This is a genomic window from Acinetobacter gyllenbergii CIP 110306 = MTCC 11365, from assembly GCF_000413855.1.
Classification (GTDB): domain Bacteria; phylum Pseudomonadota; class Gammaproteobacteria; order Pseudomonadales; family Moraxellaceae; genus Acinetobacter; species Acinetobacter gyllenbergii.
The window spans coordinates 24175-46243 of the sequence record NZ_ATGG01000023.1 but is presented as its reverse complement, the minus strand read 5'-3'; the positions used below and the strand labels follow the sequence as shown (position 1 = coordinate 46243).

Below are 22069 nucleotides of genomic sequence, written 5' to 3'. Positions count from 1 at the left end.
ACAAGTCGGTTTTTAAAATCACTCAATAGCTCTAAGCAAGATTATTGCGCTTGAATCCATTTATCAGCACGGTCACGTGCAGTACGAATCTGATCTTGAGTCAAGTTTGCAGCCAACGCGGTTTTCTTACCTTCAGAAAGACTGATTACTTTAGTGTCCAACATACCATCGCGGGTTGAAAGCTCATACCATTGATAAGCACCGACAAAGTTCTTTTTCTGCTCTTCCATCATAGCAAGATTGAAGCTGGCACGGTTGTCACCATTGCTTGCTGCTTTCTCGAAATATTTACGTGCTAAAGCTTCGTCTTTCTTTACACCAATGCCATCTGCATACATGCGGCCAACATTCAATTGTGCTGCAGATAAACCTTGATCTGCTGCTGCCTTGAATAAAGTGAAAGCTTGTTTTTCATCTTTAGCTACTTCTTTACCAAACTGGTAACGGGTTGCTAAGTAAAACTGTGCCCCAGCTTGACCAGATTTTGCTGCGCTTTGCAATTCATTGATACCCATCACTGAATATCGCGCTGCCTGTGTTGCAACCGATTGAGGTTGAGCAACATAGTCAGCGTGCGCTTGTATACTGATCAGACCAAATAAAAATGTGCTGATTAATGTCTTTTTCATAGAGCGCTCACTCGATAAATTGCGACTTCACCAAATAGGTTCGGCATATGCTTACTGAGCATACTACCTTGTTGGTCACCATTAACGGCAAGTCGATTAATAATTTTAATCCGATTCTCAGCACATAAGGCTTCAAAGTCACGGAAAGTACATAAATGAATATTCGGGGTGTTATACCACATATAGGGTAAAGCTTCCGAAACAGGCATTTTCCCTTTCAAGGCAAGAAAAGAACGTGTCTTCCAATGCGCAAAGTTTGGAAAAGTAATAATGGCCTGTTTGCCGACACGCACCATATCACGAAGTAATACATCGGGTGCATCTACAGCTTGCAAAGCTTGTGCCATGACCACAGAGTCAAAAGACTGGTCGGCAAAACGGCTTAAACCAAGGTTTAAGTCCTGTTGGATAATATTTAACCCCCGACTGATGGCAATTGCAATCTTTTCTTGATCAATTTCTAGCCCATAGGCACGAATATTGTGCTGTTTGCTCATATGAGCCAGCAATTCACCATCACCACAACCTAAGTCTAACACGCTAGAGTTCGGGTTAATCCATCTTTCGGCGAGTTGTTGATCTATACGCATTAGTACTGCTCCTGCGATGTCGATTGCAACTGTTGTTCTCCACCTAAAAATGCGCGTAGCGTTTTCACATACAGTGGAATAGGGAATAAGAACGAGTCATGGCCTTGTTCAGCATCAATATCTAAGTAGCTGACAGGCTTATGATTATCAATCAAAGCATCCACGAGTTCCTGAGAACGACTTGGACTAAAACGCCAGTCTGTGGTAAATGAAATCACCAAAAATTGGCACTTCGGTTGACTCATTGCCTTCGTCAAAGAATGTTCATATTCACGCGAAGGGTCAAAATAATCCAAGGCCTTGGTCATAATCAAGTAAGTATTTGCATCGAAATTGCGACTAAATTGTTCACCTTGATAACGTAAATAGCTTTCCACTTGGAATTCGACATCAAAACCATACATAAATTTGCCTGATTTTAAATCGCGACCAAATTTCTGTTTCATGGCTTCTTCAGACAAGTAGGTGATATGGCCGACCATGCGTGCCAAAATCAAGCCGCGTTTTGGATAACTGTCATTTTCCAGATAGCGACCATGATGGAAATCAGGATCAGATAGAATCGATTGGCGTGCAACTTCGTTGAAGGCAATATTCTGTGCCGATAATTTTGGTGCACTGGCGATAATGGCACATTTTTTTAAGCGGTCGGGATAATCCAGTGACCATTGCAGGGCTTGCATACCGCCCAGTGAGCCGCCTATCACCGAGTACCAGACCTTGACTCCAAGACGATCAGATAGCATGGCTTGGGTTTTGACCCAGTCACGCACTGTGACTAATGGAAAGTCAGGACCATAGGGGCGATTTTCATTTTCTGGATTCGGTGAAGTAGGGCCAGTTGAACCACTGCATCCACCGATATTATTTAAGGAAACGACAAAGAAGTGATTGGTATCAATGGCTTTCCCAGGGCCAATACAGCTGTCCCACCAGCCTGCTTTTTTGTCATCTTCATGATGGTAGCCTGCCGCATGGTGATGTCCTGACAGCGCATGGCAAATCAGAATGGCATTGGATTGATCTGCATTGAGGGTTCCATAGGTTTCAACCATTAAATCGAAACGCGGCAATACTCGGCCACATTCAAGTTCTAAAGGTTGTTCAAACTGAAACTTTTGTGGTGTGACTACGCCCACTGAATCCGATGGAAAAGACACTGGAATGATTCGCCCTATAATAAATCATTAATAATAAAAGGATACCAATTCAGGTATCCTTTCAAAAGTCATTTTTTCTGATATTACAACTCAGCTTTACTGACGATTATGTGATATTTCACCTATCTAAACGGCTGCAGCAGCCACTTGATCGGTGGTTAATACCCCTTGTTCAATTAAACGATTGGTACAGGCAATAATGGCTTCGATTGATGAAGTCACGATGTTGTCATGTACACCCGCACCAAATGCACTCTTACCTGTGCCTTTCACTTGAAGCTCAATCAAAGCAAGTGCTTTGGCATTGGCACCTGAACTGATACTGCGCTCTTCATAGTTCACTACATCAATTGGTAACTGTAAGGCATTCAACATGGCAGAGATCGGGCCATTACCTTCACCACGGAGACGTTGAATTTCACCGTCAATTTCAATATCTAATTCAATGATTTGTGTACCATTGATATCCGACAATTGATAATGTTTGGTTTGATAATGGCTATTCTTCACATCCACATAGGTATTTTCAAATAATGTCCAGATTTCATGCGCACTGATTTCCGTACCATTTTCATCGGTATGTTGCTGTACGATCTGACTGAATTCGATTTGAACACGACGTGGTAAGGCAACGTTGTAGTTCGATTCTAATAAGTATGCGATACCGCCTTTACCTGATTGGCTATTGACACGAATCACTGCATCATAGTCACGGCCCAAGTCTTTTGGATCAATTGGCAAGTATGGCATATCCCAGATTTCTTCGTTTTTCTGGAATTCGAAGCCTTTTTTAATCGCATCTTGGTGTGAACCAGAGAACGCGGTAAAGACCAAATCGCCTGCATATGGATGACGAGGGTGAACTGGTAAACCTGTACATTCTTCAACTGTTGCAATGATTTCATTGATATTTGAGAAGTCTAAGTTTGGTGCAACACCTTGGGTATACATGTTTAAAGCAATTGCGGCAACGTCCACATTACCAGTACGTTCACCATTACCAAATACACAACCTTCAACACGGTCAGCACCCGCCATAATCGCCAATTCAGAGGCAGCGATACCACAACCACGGTCATTATGACAGTGAACAGAGATAATCACGCCATCACGACGCGCCAAGTTACGGTGCATCCATTCGATTTGATCGGCATAGACATTTGGTGTAGACACTTCAACTGTTGCAGGCAAATTCAAAATGACTTTATTGGTTGGTGACGCTTCCCAGATTTCAGTCACCGCATCACAGACCTCTTTGGCAACTTCTAATTCAGTTGCAGAGAAGCATTCGGGGCTGTACTGGAAAATCCAGTCTGTAGAAGGGTATTGCGCTGCATATTCTTTGACTTTCGTCGCCGCATTAATGGCAAGTTGTTTTGAGCCATTGGCATCCACATTTAATACTTTCTGGCGGAAAGTCGGCGAGTTTGAATTATAGATATGCACAATGGCACGTTCTGCACCGACTAAGGCTTCAAAAGTACGTTCAATCAAGTGATCACGTGCTTGAACCAACACCTCGATGTAAACATCTTCAGGAATCAAATCTTCTTCGATCAATTTACGGGTAAAGTCGAAGTCAATTTGAGATGCTGAAGGGAAACCAATTTCAATATGTTTGAAGCCGATTTTAACCAACATGTGGAACATTTTTAATTTTTGATCCATATCCATCGGTTCAAAAATCGCTTGGTTACCGTCACGAAGGTCGGTACTCATCCAAATCGGCGCTTGATTGATTTCATTATTTGGCCATTGGCGATCGGGTAAATCCACTCGCTGGTACATACGGCGGTATTTTTTGCTTGGGTCAGCCAACATCATGAGATAACTCCTTGTCGTAGCATGGTTGCTGAGTCAAATTAAAAGCAACGTGCTACAGATATATATGGTGTCTATAAGAATTAATTTAAAGCGAATTCGGGGATCGAGTGCCTAAAAAAGTAGGCGAAAAAATTTATACGCGCGCGAGGCGCAGCATCAGGAGAAGAGCAGCGAGATGTGTTGTATGAGACGGATGGGTAAAGCCGCGATTTGTTTTCATCATCTACCATTCATATGGGGTATTTAATTTTGCAGTTATATTAATCATCTAACGATATTCAGTCTAGGCGAAAATACAGACGACTGCAAAGGTCTATAAAACATTTTAATTTGAATGAATGGAAAATATTTTCCTAATTTTTGCGCTATTTTGTGTTTGGTGAGAAAAAATTCCCATAATCTTGTCAATTAGAGATAAAAAAAATTAATTTTATCTCTTTGATATGAAAAGTGTGTGATTTAGAGTTCAGACCACATGCGAATCAAGTTATGGTAAATGTTGGTGAGTTTCATCACTTCTGGATAAGCATCGCCATGAGCTGTACGTAATGCACGGATACTTTCATCTAAAGTGAACAGCAGATGACGTTTACTATCATCCCGAATCAGACTTTGTACCCAAAAAAATGAGGCAAAACGGCTTCCCATACTAATACTGCTGACTTCATGCAAACTGGTTGATGGGTAAAGCACCACATCTCCAGCGGGAAGTTTAATCTCATGGTAACCATAAGTGTCTTCAATGACCAGTTCACCGCCCTCATATTCTTCGGGTTCGCTTAAGAACAAGGTACAGGAGAGATCGGTACGAATTTGCTCAGAAGTTCCCCGAATCAGGCGAATTGAATTATCTACATGGAAGCCAAAGCTTTCAGATTCATCATAACGATTAAATAGGGGCGGGATGATTTTATGAGGAAGCGCAGCGGCTTGGAATAATGGATTTTGCCAAATCGCTTTGATCACGATATCACTGAGTGCATGAGTGAGTGGGTCTTGCTCTGAGAGTTGCTGATTTTTTTTCACGGAAGCAGAAAGTGTACCTGCGGTGACTTTCCCACCCACCCAATCTGCATCTGTCATCAAGCGACGGAATTCTGCAACTTGTTCTTTCGTTAATACATTGGGAATATGATGAATCACTGTGAACACCTTTTGAGTATTTGCTTCATATGTAAAAATAGCCTCATGTCGAGGCTATTTTATACGAACTGAGTTTAATTCCATAAATATTTTATGGATTTTGGCTTAGTATTTAAAGTTAATCGCTAAGACTGCATTACGTCCATTACCTTCAAAGGCATAATGTGCTGCATGTGCGCTGGTGAAGTAACGTTTATCACCAATGTTATTTACATTCAGCTGAACATTCACGTTCTTATTTACATCATATTTTGCCATCGCATTATAGATGGTATAAGTTGGTAAATATTTTGGTGCAGTGGTGTTTACAAAAACTTGATCACGATATTCTGCGCCAGCACCTAGAGTCAAGTTCGGTAATACGCGATAAGTTGACCATAATGTTGCGCTGTTTTTGGCGACAAATGGTAATGGTTTACCTTCTTGAGCAACTGCATTATAAGCCGCTTTGGTAATTTCACTGTCTAAGTAGCTATAACCTGCAGAGATATCCCATTTGTTGGTAACTTTGCCGTTTAAGCTGACTTCAAAGCCATCCACTTTACTTTCACCAGCATTGGTTGTAGTCGTAGGATCAATTTGAATACGTGTATTTTGCTTTTCAGTACGGAAAATTGCAGCCGTTAAATTTGCACGGTCATTAAACAAATCCCATTTGGTTCCGATTTCAAAAGTACGTGCTTCTTCAGGTTTAAGGTTATTTACAATTTCTGTAGTACCTAGAGCGTTATCGCTGCTATCGCCTTCAGCTAAAACACCCACTGGGTTTGCTGAGGTTGCATAACTTGCATAGATGCTACCTGATTCAGTTGGCTTAAATACTAAACCAGCTTGGTAAGTGAAGAAGTCTGAATCACTTTCGTATTTCGTTCCTTTCGGAATGGTAATGGTTGAGTTATAAGCTCCACCAGTTGCACCGTAGACGTCTTTATTGTATTTCTTCTCGGTTTCAAATTTATCCCAACGCACACCTACATTAAGTAACCACTGTGGATTAAATTCAATACTATCCAAGGCGTAAACAGAAGCTGTACGGCTACGCGTAGTTGATTGTCCTTTAATACTGCCCATTGTGTCGGTAAACACACCATTACCTGGGTTATTTAAACTGGTACACCAACCGTTTGCCATTGCAGCAGTTGAATTACAACCACTGATATTGGATGCTAAAATAGTTGATGTGGTTTGCCCCGCGGCATTGGTAAACGTGTGCATACCTTGATCAGTATTTTGATAGCTCCACTCAGTGCCCACATTAAATGAATGTTTGAATGCACCAGTGTTGAACTTACCTCTTAAAGAAAGCTGGTCGCTATAAGCATCGGTATCTAAGATACGGCTTAAAGCACGGCGAGCAACCGTACCACGGTAAATATTCCCATTCGAGTCATCCGCATTGGTATATACATAGTCAGATTTCGACTTGTTGTAAGTTGCCACGTTTGACACAGTTAGATTTTCATTAAAATCATGTTCTAACTTAAATGTACCAATATGATTTTCACGTTTATCAAAATCACGATCTTTCCAACCATAGTAAGTCCCAGCTTTAACACTCACTGGACGGCCATCACCAGGGGTAAGTGTCACGCCAGCGGGGGCGCGAGTTGGATTGTTGAATGGAATTCCAGCATCTGGTTCGTCATTGCTACGTAGGTAGTAATAACTGAAAGTACCACGTGTTGCTGTATCTAAACCAAAAGCAAGGCTTGATGCGAGACCTGCACGGGCAAACTCTGCACCATTGTGTTGGCCTGGTTTTTCATTTTCATGTCCCATTACCACGACACGGCCTGCAACACCATTACCAAAATCTTTATTGGCATCAAGTTGGATATGGCGATAGTTATCGGTACCGCCTTGGATACTGCCCTGATAGACATCACCTTGATGTGCCACTTTAGGCACGAGGTTGATACTACCACCCACACTACCGCCACCACCAAGGGTAGAAGAAGAACCTTTAATGACTTCAACTTGTTCAATTGCAAACATATCGCGGCTTTGAGAGGTGGTATTCCGCACGCCGTCTACATAAATAGAAGATTGGCCACTATAACCGCGAATATAAGGCATATCTGTAAATGGTGTACCACCTTCACCAGCACCTAAAGTAATACCTGGTTCATAACGAAGTGCTTCAAGTAAGGTATTTGAGTTTGTATCTTTAATTAATTTTTGCGACAGAATTGAAACTGACTTCGGCGTGTCTTTCAGTGGTGCTACAAATTTTGCATTTGCAGACTGATCTACTTTTAAAGATTCTTCTTGAGCAGCATGCGCATGAATGGTTGGGAGTTGAACTGTCTGATCCTGAGCAATCGCGGGTACTGCAATTACTGAAAGTGATGACGCAATTGCAGAAGAAACGAGCTTCTTCCTTGATTTAATAAAAGACATTTGGCACGCCTAACAGTGTAAAAATTTATGCAAAGGATAATCATTGTCATTTCTATATTCATTTGTTTTGGGTTGTTTTTTTCAATTGTTTCTAATTATTACAATGGAAACTTAAATAATTTTTCATCCTTAATTGTTCAATAATGTTGTTAATTTGTTGATTTTTTTATTTAATCTAAAAAAACGATTGTTTTTTAAGATTTGACTTTTAATTTAGATGTTGCAGTTTTTTCATTTAAATGTTGAAAACTTTTGAATATCAGTTCGTTATTTTGAATAGGCAAAGAGAAAAAAGTACTGCTAGAAAAAAATAGGGGAATATTACCCAAAATTTCTATCCTTGACGCTCGGATGCTTTGGAGACCTAGATTAAATTTTTAAGGTACTAGATAGTTATCAAAGTGTTTACTGCTAAGAATAGCGTGATTGGGGTGAATAAAAAACCTGCATTAAGGCAGGTTTTTTATACTTGTTAGGTTGGTTAACACTTAGAAGTCATATGACACAGATAACCAGAAGTTACGACCAGCAAGGTAAGTGCCTGACATTCCAGAGCCAATCACCATATAGTCATAATAAGAAGCTGGGTTTCCATTGGCATCAATATAAGAACCATTGCTGGTGAAATCTTTGTCAAGCAGGTTATTTACTGCACCATTGAAGCGCAATTGATCATTGACACTATAGCTTGCACCTAGGTTGAATAAGTTATAACCCTTTAATTTGTTGTTGGTCGCATTATAAATCAGCGCGGCATCACCTGTGGTTTGTTCTGTATCGTAGCGTTTACGCTCTGATTTATATTCATGTTGCAACCATAGATCAAAGGCATCATTGATATGCCAAGTTGAGGTCATATTAAAGGCATTTTTAGGGACATTACTTAGATATGAACCTTTATTCTTACCTTTGGTAATTTCGGTTTCCATATAAGTATATGCAGCTTTGATATCCCATTCAGGAAGAATGCTATATTTCAAACTGAGTTCAACACCTTTGGTTTCAGCTTCATCTGCATTGATACTTTGTGAAAAAGTATCTTGAGTAATATGTGAACCATAACTCACACAACCTGGCTGATTTGGATTAGTTGCTGAAGAACAGTTGGGTAATTCTGGTCCATCACTGATAATTAGGTTCTTAATTTTATTAAAAAATGCTGTGGTGGTCAGGTCTAAATTGCCATTGTTATAATTGAAGCCAAGTTCATAGTTGGTTGATTCTTCAGGTTTTAAGTCAGGAGAGCCAATACCAAAGGTGGTACCTTGTCCACTAATACTAACAATACCATTATGCAGTGCTTTGGCTGAAGGCGCTTTATAACCTGTGCTCACGCCACCTTTAAATGTAAGTTCGTCATTTGCATTCCAAACGAGGTATGCACGTGGGCTAAACTGACTACCGAAACCCGAGTGATCTTCATAGCGACCACCAAGGGTAAAGCCGAGGTTGTCGAGAATGCGCCATTCATCTTCTGCATAGATAGAAAAAGAATCTTTTTTGAATGTCGCGCCAATGCCTGCAATATCATCTGCAATTTTTGCTTCTTTATATTCAGCACCAACTGTGAGTTTATGATCTGCAATTGGCATCACCACATGTGAGTCGGCGACGAAATCCGTATTTTTTAAAGTACGATCCTGACCAGCTGAAGCATTACCTGGGAATGTATTACGCGGAATAGTACGCCCAACAGTCTCTGTTTTAGTTTGGCTGACATAAGAGTTCCATTGACCAAAGCTATAATCACCATTATGACCGACGGCGATTTGATCGCGTTTAAACTCTAATTCATCTTTATAGCCATTGGCACGTGCAGGCGTATCCAATGTTCCTAAGCGGTTATCATCATTTTTATAAGTTTGGCTTGAATGAAAACCATCCACCCAGAAATTATTTTGCTCATTTAATTTAAAGGATAGTTTCCCACCGACATCGTAGAGGTCCGCTTCACTTGGGCGTGGATCACGACCAGAGGTACCTGGAATTCGTTCAGATTTTTGACGATCTAAGTAAGAACCTCGTAGCTGTACGCCTAACTTATCTTGAATAATCGGACCATTGACCACGACGCTGGTTTTCCATGAATCCGCTTCACCGCCATGTTCCATGACATTGCCACTGACGGTGACATTGCCATTCCATTCGTTGCTGATTTTCTTGGTAATAATGTTAATTACACCCCCCATCGCTTCTGAACCATAGCGTGTTGCCATTGGTCCACGAATCACTTCAATTCTTTCGATTGACGCGAGTGGAGGTAAGAAACCATTTGCAGACTCCCCAAAACCATTTGGGGTGACATCTGAAGAGGTGGTTTGACGACGGCCATCAATCAGAATCAGGCTATATTCACTGCCTAAGCCACGCATTTTAATATTCAAACCAGAGGTTTTCCCAATACCGTCTCGGATATCAATGCCCGGAACATCTGCAAGTAGATCAGCAATGCTGGTTGCATTTTTCTTTTCAATATCTTCTTTTGTCACCACGCTAATCGAAGCGGGTGCATTTTTAATGTCTTGCTCAAAGCCAGCAGCAGATACCACAATGGTAGCAAGTTGGTGGGTATTGGTATTTTCAGATGCTGCCGTTGTATCTGCGAAAGCGGATGTGGTCATTGCCCCAAGGAGTGCAAATGAGAGGGGATGCAAATTAAATTTACTCATAACTAGAGTTCCAAAGCTGGACGAGAAAAAACAATAAATGCGCAAAAACAGCGTAAAGTATAGTGATAATACTTATCATTAACAACAAAAGATAACATTTGGTTTAAGGTTATTTTAAGAAATCTATGTTTTTGGCTAAAATGAGAAATATATTTGCTTTTTTAGCATCCGATTTTGTATATCCAGAAAGTTGTCATATAATGTGGCACTTTAAAAATTGTTATTACTAACTAATATCGAGGAAGCCATGCAAGTAACGACTGAAGCGGTTTCGGGCGTTGCCCGTCGTTTAAATGTTTCTGTACCGACGAGCCGTGTTAACGAGCAGTTTGAAGCTCGCTTACAACGCACTGCCAAAACTGTGAAGATCAACGGCTTCCGTCCAGGTAAAGTGCCTTTGAATGTTGTTCGCCGTGAATATGGTGCGGGCATTTATCAAGAAGTTGTGAATGACATCATTCGTGACAGCGTATTTGAAGCAATTCAACAAGAAAAAATCAATGCGGTCGGTATGCCGAACATTGAGAAAGTTGAAAACAAAGATGATGCTTTAGTTTTTGAAGCAACTGTAGAAGTTTATCCAGAAGTAGAAGTGAAAGCTTTTGCTGACTTGGAAGTTGAGCGTAAATCATCAGAAATCAACGACAAAGACGTTGATGTTATGATCGAAAACTTGCAAAAACAACGTCAAACTTGGGCTGTGACCAAAGGCATGGCGAAGAAAGACATGCAAGTGACTTTCGACTTCGAAGGGACTGTTGATGGTGAGAAGTTTGAAGGCGGCGCTGCTGAAGACTTTAAACTCGTACTTGGTTCAGGTCGTATGATTCCAGGTTTTGAAGATGGTATCGTTGGTATGAAAGCTGGCGAAGAGAAAGTGATTGATGTGACTTTCCCTGAAGATTACCAAGCTGAAAACTTAGCGGGTAAAGCGGCTCAATTCAAAATCACTGTGAAGCAAGTTGAAAAAGCAAAACTTCCAGAAATCGATGCTGAATTCTTAAAAATCTTTGGTTTAACTGAAGAAGAAGGCTTAGACAAGTTAAAAGCTGACGTTCGTAAAAATATGGAACGTGAAGTTCGTAACGGTCTTCGTAACCAAGTTAAACAAGCTGCATTTGATGCACTTGTTGCTGCAAACGAAATCGAAGTTCCTGCTTCAATGGTTGCTCAAGAAATTGACCGTCAACGTCAACAAATGATCCAACAGTTCACTCAACAGTTTGGTGCTCAAGGTGCAGGTGCATTTGACAGCAGCATGCTTCCAGATGAATTGTTCAAAGAACAAGCTGAAAAATCAGTGAAGCTTGGCGTATTGGTAAGTAAAGTATTGGCTGATGCTAAACTTGAAGTTGACCAAGCACGTGTTGATGCTTACATCGATGACATGGCTTCTTCTTATGAAGATCCAACAGAAGTGGTTGAATACTTCAAAAATGACAAGCAGCAACGTGCTCAAATCGAAGCAGTTGTGTTGGAAGACCAAGTGGTTGATCACATCTTAGCTGCGGCTAAAGTAAGTGATGTAGCGATCAGCTATGAAGACTTATTAAAAGAACAACAAGCTCGTCGTGGCTAATCTTTTGAAAAGTTGATTCAAGAAAAAGGCGCTTAATGCGCCTTTTTCTTTTAGGCTTTGCTTTACTTTTATTGATGCATTTTGTGATAAGCCAAAACATCGCGGAAAGTGCTGCAAAGCCTCTGTTATGAAAGTGTTAATTTAATTCGAAATTGCCAGATTTTAGTCTAAATAATCGAATATTTCAGATTGAACCTTTTGCAATTTCATTGATTATCCCTCATATTGTTGGCATAGATCGAGTCACAATAATTTAGGAATAAGTAAACGTATGTATGTTCCAACAATTGAAAATGCTTTAGTTCCTGTTGTCGTTGAACAATCATCTCGTGGTGAGCGTTCATTCGATATTTTTTCACGTCTGTTACGTGAGCGTGTTATTTTCTTAACGGGTGAAGTTGAAGATAATATGGCGAACTTAATCGTTGCGCAGATGTTATTTCTTGAAGCAGAAAATCCAGAGAAAGATATTCACCTTTATATCAATTCACCAGGTGGCTCAGTCACTGCAGGTATGGCAATTTACGACACCATGCAGTTTATCAAACCCGATGTTGTGACTTACTGTATGGGGCAAGCGGCATCAATGGGCGCGTTCCTATTGAATGCAGGTGCAAAAGGCAAACGTTACTGTCTTGAAAATGCACGTGTCATGATCCACCAACCTTTAGGCGGCTTCCGTGGTCAGGCCTCTGATATTGAAATTCACGCACGTGAAATTCTGTTCATTAAAGAGCGTTTAAATCGTTTAATGGCTGAACATAGTGGCCAAGATTACGAGACCGTTGCACGTGATACAGATCGTGATAATTTCATGACAGCACAAGCAGCCAAAGAATATGGTTTAGTCGATGAAGTGCTAAGCAAACGTCCCTGATTTTTTAGGACCTAAGTTTAAGATTTAAGTTGTGGAGTAAATATGTCCGAACATCCTCAAGGACAAAAACATTGTTCATTTTGTGGTAAAACGCAATCTGAAGTTGGAAAGCTGATTGCAGGTGAGGACGCATATATTTGTAATGAGTGTGTAGATGTCTGCTTGGACTTGGTTCAAACCAGTCAACAAGTTGAAGCAGGGGATTGGGCAACCAAAGCCTTGCCGAAACCACATGAAATACGTGCTGCCTTAGACCAATATGTGATTGGGCAAGATGTTGCGAAGAAAACCTTATCGGTTGCAGTATATAACCATTATAAACGTTTGAAAGTGGGTCAGTCGACTCATGGGCATCAAGAGATTGAAATTGCGAAAAGTAATATTTTGCTGATCGGACCTACAGGTTCAGGTAAAACATTATTGGCGCAAACACTGGCTCGTTTGCTCGATGTGCCTTTTGCGATGGCAGATGCAACTACCTTAACCGAAGCGGGTTATGTGGGTGAAGATGTTGAAAACATCGTGCAAAAATTATTGCAAAAAGCGGATTACGATGTAGAGAAAGCACAAAAAGGCATTATCTACATTGATGAGATTGATAAGATTACTCGTAAATCTGAAAATCCATCGATTACCCGTGATGTGTCAGGCGAAGGCGTACAACAAGCATTATTGAAAATGATTGAAGGTACGGTTGCGTCTATTCCACCTCAAGGTGGTCGTAAGCATCCACAGCAAGAATTCATCCAAATTGATACAGCCAATATCCTGTTCATTTGTGGTGGTGCATTCTCTGGTTTGGAAAAAATCGTACAGCAACGCCAAGAGAAAGGCGGGATTGGTTTCACTGCAGATGTGAAGAATAAAGATGACAGTAAAAAAGTCTCTGAATTGTTCCGTCAGGTTGAAGCAACCGACTTGGTTAAATTCGGTTTGATTCCTGAATTTATCGGTCGTTTGCCTGTGATTGCAACTTTAGAAGAGCTGGATGAAGAAGCGTTGATGCAGATTCTGACCGAACCTAAAAATGCATTAACACGCCAGTATCAGTACCTGTTCACCATGGAAAATGTAGATCTGGTCTTTGATGAGTCTGCATTACGTGCCGTGGCGAAGAAAGCGCTTGAGCGTAATACTGGTGCGCGTGGTCTGCGTTCTATTCTAGAAAATGTGTTACTGGAAACCATGTATGACTTACCAAGTCGTACGGATGTGGGAACCGTGATTGTGGATGAGGCTGTCATTAATGGCACGGCTAAACCAACATTTAAAGCAGAGCGTTTGCCACAAGTCGGTACGCCAGAGCTGACTGAAAAGAAGGATTTGAAGGTGATTGATTCTAAATCAGCTTAATTCTCATTCATCTAAAAAAGCATGAAAGGCTTGGCTTTTCATGCTTTTTTTATTTGCAATTAGGCGTTGAGGTGTTAATCTTAAAAAATTGAAAAAATGTGCATAGTTTTGCGCGGTTAAAAATAAATCCAAGAAAACGCCTTGAGGGATGTCATGCGTTATTTAATATTGTCATTATGTTGTGCAGGGGTGTTGGCTGGCTGTCAAAGTCATAAGACAGTTGAAAATCCAACCGCACTGACTGCAACACTACCCCCAGTTGATACAGCAAAAGAACCAGGTTTATTGGATCAATATCATGTTGGTGGCTTTAGTGTAGGTGGCTGGGTCAATCAAAAGTTAGGCCAATATTACGCACCAATTAAACCGCAAAATGAACAAGCTGCGGTGGTCTATTTATATCGTCCAGATACGCGTTGGAATCGTCAAGAGATTGCAGCGGCCAATTTATTTATCAATGGGCACCGTATTCCGAGTTTATTGCATAATCACTATTATTGGCTGGAGCTTCCTGCGGGCACCTATCGCCTGAGTGTGAGTCGGCCTTTGGCAGGATTGCATTTCCAGAAGCCTAAATATTTAGACTTTACGGTCGATGCCGCACAAACCTACTTCATTAAATATGATGAAGAAAATAAGATTTCACGTAGTGAGCACACGGGCCCATTTATGATTACACCGGATAAGGTGGCACATCAAGAAATTGCCTTTACCCGATTAAAATCATCGAGCTATAACTTTGTGGCTCAGGATGCTTCAGGCAAAGTTCGTTCCAAACCACAAGAGTTAAAACCAGCCAAGTATGATGAAAAATCAGAAGTACATTTAGTTAAGCCATTTAAACTCTGGAATCCTTTAACTTGGTAGACCAGAAGAGCTATTGGCTTATTCTTCCTGCATCAACGGTTGAATAATAGTGAGGAACTGCTGTTGCAGTTTCGAACTTTGCTCGGGGTCATTTAAGGTTTTTTGACTGAGATTATTCATATACTGAAAAACATTGGTGCTGATCTGCATGGTCTTTTGGTTGATGGATTGGCCTTCAGGTGTTTTTAAAAACTTTAAATAAGCCTGCACCTCTTCTTCACTAAGCGCGTCGGCATAAATTTTCTCAATTGCCTGTAGCGTTTCAGGACGAGCAAATACCTTGGAGCTGGTTTCTTTGAGTAGTTGACTCAGTTCTAAAACGGCGAGGTGCTCTTGAGTGGTGGTTAATTTTTCTTTTCCGAGTACCCGCAATAGAATATTTTCAGCTTCGAGGTCAAGTGTCGGTTGCATTTCATCAAGTGACGTATTTAACACATGTTCAAGGTCACTGAGTTTAATCAGTTCCTTGACTGATTTACTATGAGCTGGGGCAGCAAAAGTACTTTGCATACTACCGAGAAGGCACAGTCCAATGACCAAGCTAAACATTGATTTATTCATCTGTCTATCACCTTATTCTTCTCATCATTTTTTATAATTTAGCAGAAGCTATAGGCAAAAAAATAGCCGAATACGATGATTCGGCTAGGTGAATTGTATGAATATTATGATGCCGTAAAATTGTTGACGAGAAGCTTAATAAGCGGGATATTTAATTGAGCATAAATGAAGCCGCCACTTTAGTCAGCGTGTATATTACCGTTATTTACTTTTTCTTTCTGTTCAAACAGAGGCATAAGAATCTTTTCGATTTTCTGATTAACTTCTTTTTGGATTTTTGGGTCCTGCATCATCTGACTCGACATCTCCATGCTATTTTGCATAATTTTACTCATCAGCAAGCTATTTTTCTTATTGATTGATTGTCCGATAGGCGTTTCAAGAAATTGAATATTTGCTAAAACTTCTTCTTCTGTAAAAGTTTGCATATAGGTATTTTTCAGCATTTGCAGAAACTTTGGATCAGAGATGAGTTTATTGCTAAACGATTCAGTGACATCCGCAATTTGATGCGCGGCTTTTTTTTGTTCAGCATTCAATGTTAATGTGTTGAAGATTTTTTTGAGCATTTCTTCCGCTTGTTTGTCGTAAACGGGGCGCATTTCTTTTTGAGATTGAGCCAATGTTGCTTTTATATCACTGAGTTCCATTGCTCTTTCTACGGAAGTGCTGGTGGCAGGTTGAGCAAAAATAGAAAAACTGCAGACAGATAAGAGGATGCAACTGAGTGTTTGATTGAATTTTTTCATAAGATATTGAGTGATCTTTAATCTAAGAATAAGAGTGTTTTGAGTAAAAAATACTTGATATTGGATTCTAGCATGTTGGAATGGAAAAGAATAAAGGCTCCGTGATTCGCATTTTATAGATGTGCGAAACAGGTCATCAATATGCTTTTCATAGATGATCTTGCCTTCTGGGGAGAGCTGAATTTTTGGATTGAATGAGATGCTATGGTCTTATTTCGGTGTCAAAGGCTCTAATAGTTCGATGATTTGTTGTTCCAACTGTTGATCTTTTTTGATCTGTGCATTGCTATAGCTTTGGTCTTGCTGATCTTGAATGGACTTTAGATTTTGTTTGAAAAAGTCTAGTGCTAGTGGATGCTCGTAAATGTTGAGTAAATGAACCAGTTCTTCTTCCTGATAAAATTTTAAGTAAGGTTGGATGAGTCGTTGTATATAGTACTTGTTAAAATCTTGACTGTGCATGAGAGTGAGTAATTGTTGTTCTATTTTATTTTGATAATAGATTTTATCCTCAACTAAATCGCTAGCGGGAATGTTTTGCAGAAGACTCTGGCTATAGCGTTGCGCTAAACGTTTCGTTTGATAGTGCTGAATGGTTTGATCAAATTGACTTGCTTTTAAAACATCAGTTGCTGTTGCCTGAGTTGCTGGCAATGCAAAGCTTGAAGTGCTAATACTCAATAATAAAATATTAAGAATTAAATACTGAGGGTTTATATTGAACAACATTATAATTCTCTTATCGCTTGTGGATTTTTATAGGTCAGAATATTCCGAAAAATTTGAAGCATGAATTGTTGTTCATCTAAATAATCTGTTAAAAGCTGAGAGAGATGATTTGCAAAATATACTTCTTTTAGAATGTTCTTCTCGACCAATGCTTGTCCTGTCTTTGTTTGATAATGCTCAATAAAGTAGAGCAGACTTTCATTGGAAACATACTGCTGAAGTTGTTTAAATGTGACCTGATCAGGCTGTTCTGGTGAGCGAAAGAGAGGATCATTTTTAAGATAGAGTTCTGCTATTTTTTCAGCAACTTGATATTGTTCTGGGGTAAGTAAACTTGGATCCAGTATAGGTGCCTGAATATGGTAGAGGACGCGCTGAGTGGCAAGATTGAGATAATACGCTTTTCGAATTTGGTATAACTGTTCAAATGTTTCTTTTGAATGTGTGACTTCAAGGTATTTGCGTATAGTTTCTGGCTGGGCAGGTTTGGCCCAAGTGTTAGTTAAACCGAAAAACAAAAATCCAAGCAAGAAAATCCACGTATATTGAGAATGCATGAGCGCCCATTTAAGTATTATTTAAATATGTCATGATTAAATTTAAAAGGAGCATCGATCTGATGCTCCTTTTTTTGATCTTTATGATACAGCAGCGTCAACCACTGGAATCTTACCGATTTTCGCTTGCCAGATTTTTGGTGCTGTTGCATGGATTGATGTTCCATTCACATCAACCGCAACAGAAACAGGCATGTCTTCAACCACGAATTTGTAGATAGCTTCCATACCTAAATCAGCAAAGGCTACCACTTCCGCTTCACGGACTGCTTTAGATACAAGGTAAGCAGCACCACCGACAGCCATCAAGTAAGTTGCTTGATTGTCTTTGATCGCTTCAATTGCAGCAGGACCACGGTCTGCTTTACCAATCATACCGAATAAGCCTGTTGCTTCTAACACTTGACGAGTGAACTTATCCATACGGGTTGCAGTGGTTGGGCCAGCAGGACCAACAACTTCATCGCCCACTGGATCGACTGGACCCACGTAGTAAATGAATTTACCTTTTAAGTCGACTGGAAGTTCTTCACCATTATTTAACATGTCAACCATGCGCTTATGTGCAGCATCACGACCTGTATAAATAGTACCGTTCAATAATAAGGTATCGCCTGGCTTCCAAGCATTCATTTCTTCTTGAGTAATGGTATCTAGGTTGACACGCTTCGATTGAGAAGAATCCCACGTTACGGCAGGGTAGTCTTCAAGTTTTGGTGCTTGAATATGTGCAACGCCAGTACCATCTAATTGGAAGTGGGCGTGACGAGTCGCGGCACAGTTCGGAATCATACCGACTGGCTTACCTGCTGCGTGACATGGATAATCCTTGATTTTAATATCAAGGACTGTGGTTAAACCACCAAGACCTTGTGCACCAATACCCAATGCATTCACTTTCTCGAAGATCTCGATACGGAGTTCTTCCATTTTGCTTTGTGGGCCACGACGAAGTAATTCGTCCATGTTGATTTCTTCCATAAGTGCTTCTTTTGCAAGCATCATGGCTTTTTCAGCAGTACCACCGATACCAATACCGAGCATACCTGGTGGACACCAACCTGCACCCATAGTTGGAACAGTTTTAAGTACCCAATCCACGATTGAATCAGATGGGTTTAACATCGCAAGTTTAGATTTATTTTCTGAACCACCACCCTTTGCTGCAACGGTAATATCAACTTTATTACCAGGAACGAGTTTGTAGTGAATCACGGCAGGGGTGTTATCTTTGGTATTTTTACGACCAAAAGCTGGATCTGCTAAAACCGATGCACGAAGAACGTTTGAGTTCTCTAGATAACCTTGGCGTACACCCTCGTTGACTGCATCATCCAAGCTCATGCTTAAATCAAATTTAACATCTAAGCCGACTTCAAGGAAAACGTTAACAATCCCTGTATCCTGACAGATTGGTCGGTGACCTTCAGCACACATACGTGAGTTGATCAGGATTTGGGCAATAGCATCTTTTGCAGCTTTGTTTTCTTCACGATCGTAAGCACGGCTCATCGCTTGGATGAAGTCTTGTGGGTGATAGTAAGAAATAAACTGCAGGGCATCCTTGATTGATGTAATCAAGTCATCTTGTTTGATGATCGTTGTCATATCAAATTTCTCTTGAGCGGGCGATTAGCTGGCGGGCTAAATTATATGACAAAAAGGAATGAATGTGGGAGTTTTAGCTTAGATTTGGCTAAAGGTCTAAAGCGAAGCTTTGATCTAAATCGCAGCAACAAAAGATGCGCTGTGGATTTTAGTTTTTTCTCAGTTGAGATGGGCTATAGCCAAACTGTTTCTTAAAGCGATGGCTAAAATGGCTGCTTGAGCTAAATCCATATTGTACTGCGATCTCTGTCAGATTCGTTGTGGTCTGTTCAAGTGCTTGATGAGCACGTTCAAGACGGCGTTGCATCACATATTGATGCGGTGGCATCTGCATCGATTGTTTAAACATATGCGCAAAATGATATTCGCTGAGTTGCGCTTGCTGAGCCAGATCAGATAAGGTCAGACTCAAATGGAGATGTTGATCAATCCATTCTAATAGCTGTTTAAGAATATAGGGAGAGAGCCCACCTTTGACTTCGGGGGCTTGCCATTGCGCATGACTATAATTTTTAATTAAATGATTGAGTAATAGCGTCGTCGCCGTACTCATTTGCAAATGGTTTTCACGTTCTTGCCATGCACCATTGAGTAAAAAGTGCCGATAGATCATGGAAATTTGTGGGTCAGCCACAAAAATTTGTGGATTTAAAATGATTTGGCTGGGTTCGCGATCCCAGACTTGTTCGGCCACACGTTGTAAGTGTTGTTCGGTGTAATACAGATGTACGAAGGTGAGTGGATCACGGAGATCCCAAGTCGACTCGAAATCTTGTGGCATCAGGCACATACGGTCAGGGCCGCCGCCATTGTGCCAGCCCTGTTGGGTTTTTTGATAGCTTTCATAACCGCCCTGAATATACATGCTCAAAGTGTGGTGATTGCTACAGACGCTGACACGGTCTTGGTTATTTTGCCACATGGCCAACTGCATACCCGAACCCAGTTCTACCGAGTCGAGCAATTGCGCTTTATATTGCTGTAATTGATCTAGAATCTGATATTTCATCTTCTATACGCAGTGCCAAATATGATCCAGTTTAGTGTAGAACTTTCAGCCAGTTTTGTCATCTGGTCAAAAAAATTCTAGAAAAACGCAAATCCATGACAATCACCGCAAGATGGTGCAAGTAATCATGGCCGCAAAAGCAGCAAAATAGTCGTTGAAGTAATTGAGTTTGGTTCTAATGATATGAATGCGCTGTTATATGCGTTGGTTGTGGTGATTTGGGGAACCACATGGATTGCGATTAGCCTGCAACAACAAAGTGGGATATCAGCCAGTGTGGCGGTGTTCTGGCGCTTTTTTATTTCCGCCATGGTGTTATTTGCTTTCGTTGCTTTGAGCCGAAAGTTGCAGAAACTGGCGGCTAAAGATCATCTGTTTTGTATGTTGCAGGCCTGCTGTATTTTTGGCTTTAACTTTGTCTGTTTTTATTATGCGGTGCAATATATCAGTAGTGGTTTGGAAGCGGTGATCTTCTCTATGGCGGTGATTTTCAATACCATCAACGCCAAACTCTTCTTTGCGCAGCAGGTGTCGACACGCTTTTATCCTGCGGCCTTATTAGGTGTACTCGGGATTATTGCTTTGTTTTGGCATGACGTGGTCGGTACCACTTTAAACAGCAATACATTGATCGGTATTGGACTATGTATTTTAGGGACTTATGGTTTCTCTTTGGGCAATATGATCAGTACACGCCATCAAAAACATGGATTGGATATTTTTACCACCAATGCCTACGGGATGTTGTATGGCTCATTGCTGATGGCCTTGATCTCATGGTTTAGACAGGATGAGTTTTTTCCAAGTATGCAATTCAGTGCAATCAGTGCTTTACTGTATCTCGCGATCTTTGGTTCGGTGATAGGTTTTACCGCCTATTTCTATTTGGTCGGACGGATTGGTGCAGGTAAAGCGGCCTATAGCACCTTATTATTTCCTTTGGTCGCATTGGTGATTTCAACAGTATGGGAAGGCTATCACTGGCAAATGAATGCAGTGGTTGGGGTGATTTTGATCCTATGTGGTAATGCGATTTTCTTTGTGAAAGGGCCGAAAACCAAGAAAATTCAAACATTAAATAAGCCAGAATCTTGTTAAGATTTTGCTCAATCGCTTTAAAAAAAGAATGATTCATAATAGGCAATGACATGGTACAGGAACATCTAGCACAGCATATTATTGAACTCTATCAGACGCATGCTCGTGAATGGATTGAACGACGGGGAACCACTCTTGCTGAGAAAGTCTGGCTCGATCGTTTTCTCAGTCTGCTGCCAAACTCGGCGCATATTTTGGATTTGGGCTGTGGTTCAGCTCAACCTATTGCTACCTATTTTATTGCTCAAGGACATCAGGTAACAGGTGTTGATGCTTCGGAATACATGATTGAAATGGCACGGAAGTCTTTCCCTGAACAGGTCTGGGTGCAGCAAGATTTTCGGGAGTACTTTACTGAACAAAAGTTTCAAGGGATTGTTGCGTGGGATAGTTTCTTCCACTTCACCCAAGATGATCAACGCAACATGTTTAAACGTTTTGCCGAATATGCACAATCAGGTACTGCTTTAATGTTTAGCAGTGGGCCTGCACAGGGCGAGGCAATTGGTGAACTCGGTGGAGAGCCACTGTACCATGCCAGTCTCTCAGCGGAGGAATATCAGACTTTGCTGCAACACAATGGGTTTAAACTGATTAAAATGATTGCTGAAGATGTTGAATGTACGGGACATACCATCTGGTTGGCTCAATACCACTCATGAAAAAG

19 protein-coding genes are annotated in these 22069 nt (G+C 40.7%); 6 read left to right on the top strand and 13 right to left on the bottom strand.

Going from position 1 to position 22069, the window contains the following annotated elements; genetic code table 11:
- Window positions 1-41: 41 nt before the first annotated feature.
- From F957_RS06410 to F957_RS06440, 7 genes are all read right to left on the bottom strand, one after another.
- Complete coding sequence (locus tag F957_RS06410) at window positions 42-629, bottom strand: tetratricopeptide repeat protein (RefSeq protein ID WP_004657807.1); 588 nt, start codon at window positions 627-629, stop codon at window positions 42-44.
- Entirely contained in the window at window positions 626-1219 is a 594-nt protein-coding gene (gene metW / locus F957_RS06415) for a methionine biosynthesis protein MetW (protein ID WP_004657809.1), read from the bottom strand. Before metW ends, F957_RS06410 begins: the two co-directional genes overlap by 4 nt.
- The gene (gene metX, locus F957_RS06420) at window positions 1219-2379 is read right to left on the bottom strand and encodes a homoserine O-succinyltransferase MetX (protein WP_016541521.1); all 1161 of its coding nucleotides are present in this window, start codon (window positions 2377-2379) and stop codon (window positions 1219-1221) included. Before metX ends, metW begins: the two co-directional genes overlap by 1 nt.
- A gap of 126 nt (window positions 2380-2505) precedes the next feature.
- Complete coding sequence (gene leuA, locus F957_RS06425; protein WP_016541520.1) at window positions 2506-4203, bottom strand: 2-isopropylmalate synthase; 1698 nt, start codon at window positions 4201-4203, stop codon at window positions 2506-2508.
- Between the two features lie 459 nt (window positions 4204-4662).
- A complete protein-coding gene (locus F957_RS06430; RefSeq protein ID WP_016541519.1) occupies window positions 4663-5346 on the bottom strand; it encodes a Fe2+-dependent dioxygenase in 684 nt (227 codons plus the stop codon).
- Between the two features lie 105 nt (window positions 5347-5451).
- Window positions 5452-7746 (bottom strand): TonB-dependent receptor, encoded by a 2295-nt coding sequence (locus F957_RS06435; protein ID WP_016541518.1) that lies wholly within the window; start codon window positions 7744-7746, stop codon window positions 5452-5454.
- A gap of 488 nt (window positions 7747-8234) precedes the next feature.
- Window positions 8235-10415, bottom strand: coding sequence for a TonB-dependent receptor domain-containing protein (locus F957_RS06440; protein WP_016541516.1), 2181 nt, complete (start codon window positions 10413-10415; stop codon window positions 8235-8237).
- Window positions 10416-10662: 247 nt separating this feature from the next.
- Here F957_RS06440 and tig point away from each other — a divergent pair, with 247 nt between their 5' ends.
- The 4 genes from tig (at window position 10663) to F957_RS06460 (ending at window position 15091) form a co-directional block, all read left to right on the top strand.
- A complete protein-coding gene (tig, locus tag F957_RS06445) occupies window positions 10663-11994 on the top strand; it encodes a trigger factor (protein WP_004657817.1) in 1332 nt (443 codons plus the stop codon).
- 271 nt (window positions 11995-12265) lie between these two features.
- Window positions 12266-12871: an ATP-dependent Clp endopeptidase proteolytic subunit ClpP gene (clpP, locus tag F957_RS06450; protein WP_004775790.1), complete on the top strand. Its 606-nt coding sequence runs from the start codon at window positions 12266-12268 to the stop codon at window positions 12869-12871.
- 42 nt (window positions 12872-12913) lie between these two features.
- Window positions 12914-14224 (top strand): ATP-dependent Clp protease ATP-binding subunit ClpX, encoded by a 1311-nt coding sequence (clpX, locus tag F957_RS06455; protein WP_016541515.1) that lies wholly within the window; start codon window positions 12914-12916, stop codon window positions 14222-14224.
- A 153-nt stretch (window positions 14225-14377) separates the two neighbouring features.
- Window positions 14378-15091 carry a DUF2846 domain-containing protein gene (locus tag F957_RS06460; RefSeq protein ID WP_016541513.1) on the top strand — a complete coding sequence of 238 codons (714 nt, stop codon included), beginning with the start codon at window positions 14378-14380 and terminating at the stop codon, window positions 15089-15091.
- Between the two features lie 18 nt (window positions 15092-15109).
- Here F957_RS06460 and F957_RS06465 read toward each other — a convergent pair whose 3' ends face one another.
- The 6 genes from F957_RS06465 to F957_RS06490 all read right to left on the bottom strand — a co-directional run bounded on the left by F957_RS06465 (window position 15110) and on the right by F957_RS06490 (window position 20304).
- Window positions 15110-15652, bottom strand: coding sequence for a DUF2059 domain-containing protein (locus F957_RS06465; protein WP_016541512.1), 543 nt, complete (start codon window positions 15650-15652; stop codon window positions 15110-15112).
- Window positions 15653-15831: 179 nt separating this feature from the next.
- Window positions 15832-16401, bottom strand: a complete 570-nt coding sequence (locus F957_RS06470; protein WP_016660473.1) for a DUF2059 domain-containing protein — start codon at window positions 16399-16401, stop codon at window positions 15832-15834.
- Window positions 16402-16611: 210 nt separating this feature from the next.
- Window positions 16612-17130: a hypothetical protein gene (locus tag F957_RS06475; RefSeq protein ID WP_016541510.1), complete on the bottom strand. Its 519-nt coding sequence runs from the start codon at window positions 17128-17130 to the stop codon at window positions 16612-16614.
- Window positions 17130-17687: a hypothetical protein gene (locus F957_RS06480; protein ID WP_016541509.1), complete on the bottom strand. Its 558-nt coding sequence runs from the start codon at window positions 17685-17687 to the stop codon at window positions 17130-17132. Before F957_RS06480 ends, F957_RS06475 begins: the two co-directional genes overlap by 1 nt.
- Window positions 17688-17768: 81 nt before the next feature.
- Window positions 17769-19295: a fumarate hydratase gene (locus F957_RS06485; RefSeq protein ID WP_016541508.1), complete on the bottom strand. Its 1527-nt coding sequence runs from the start codon at window positions 19293-19295 to the stop codon at window positions 17769-17771.
- Window positions 19296-19443: 148 nt separating this feature from the next.
- Window positions 19444-20304 carry an AraC family transcriptional regulator gene (locus F957_RS06490; RefSeq protein WP_016541507.1) on the bottom strand — a complete coding sequence of 287 codons (861 nt, stop codon included), beginning with the start codon at window positions 20302-20304 and terminating at the stop codon, window positions 19444-19446.
- Between the two features lie 183 nt (window positions 20305-20487).
- On the opposite strand from F957_RS06490, the gene F957_RS06495 reads away from it, so the two are divergent.
- Entirely contained in the window at window positions 20488-21402 is a 915-nt protein-coding gene (locus F957_RS06495) for a DMT family transporter (protein WP_016541506.1), read from the top strand.
- Window positions 21403-21452: 50 nt separating this feature from the next.
- Window positions 21453-22064: a class I SAM-dependent methyltransferase gene (locus F957_RS06500; RefSeq protein WP_016541505.1), complete on the top strand. Its 612-nt coding sequence runs from the start codon at window positions 21453-21455 to the stop codon at window positions 22062-22064.
- Window positions 22065-22069 lie beyond the last annotated feature (5 nt).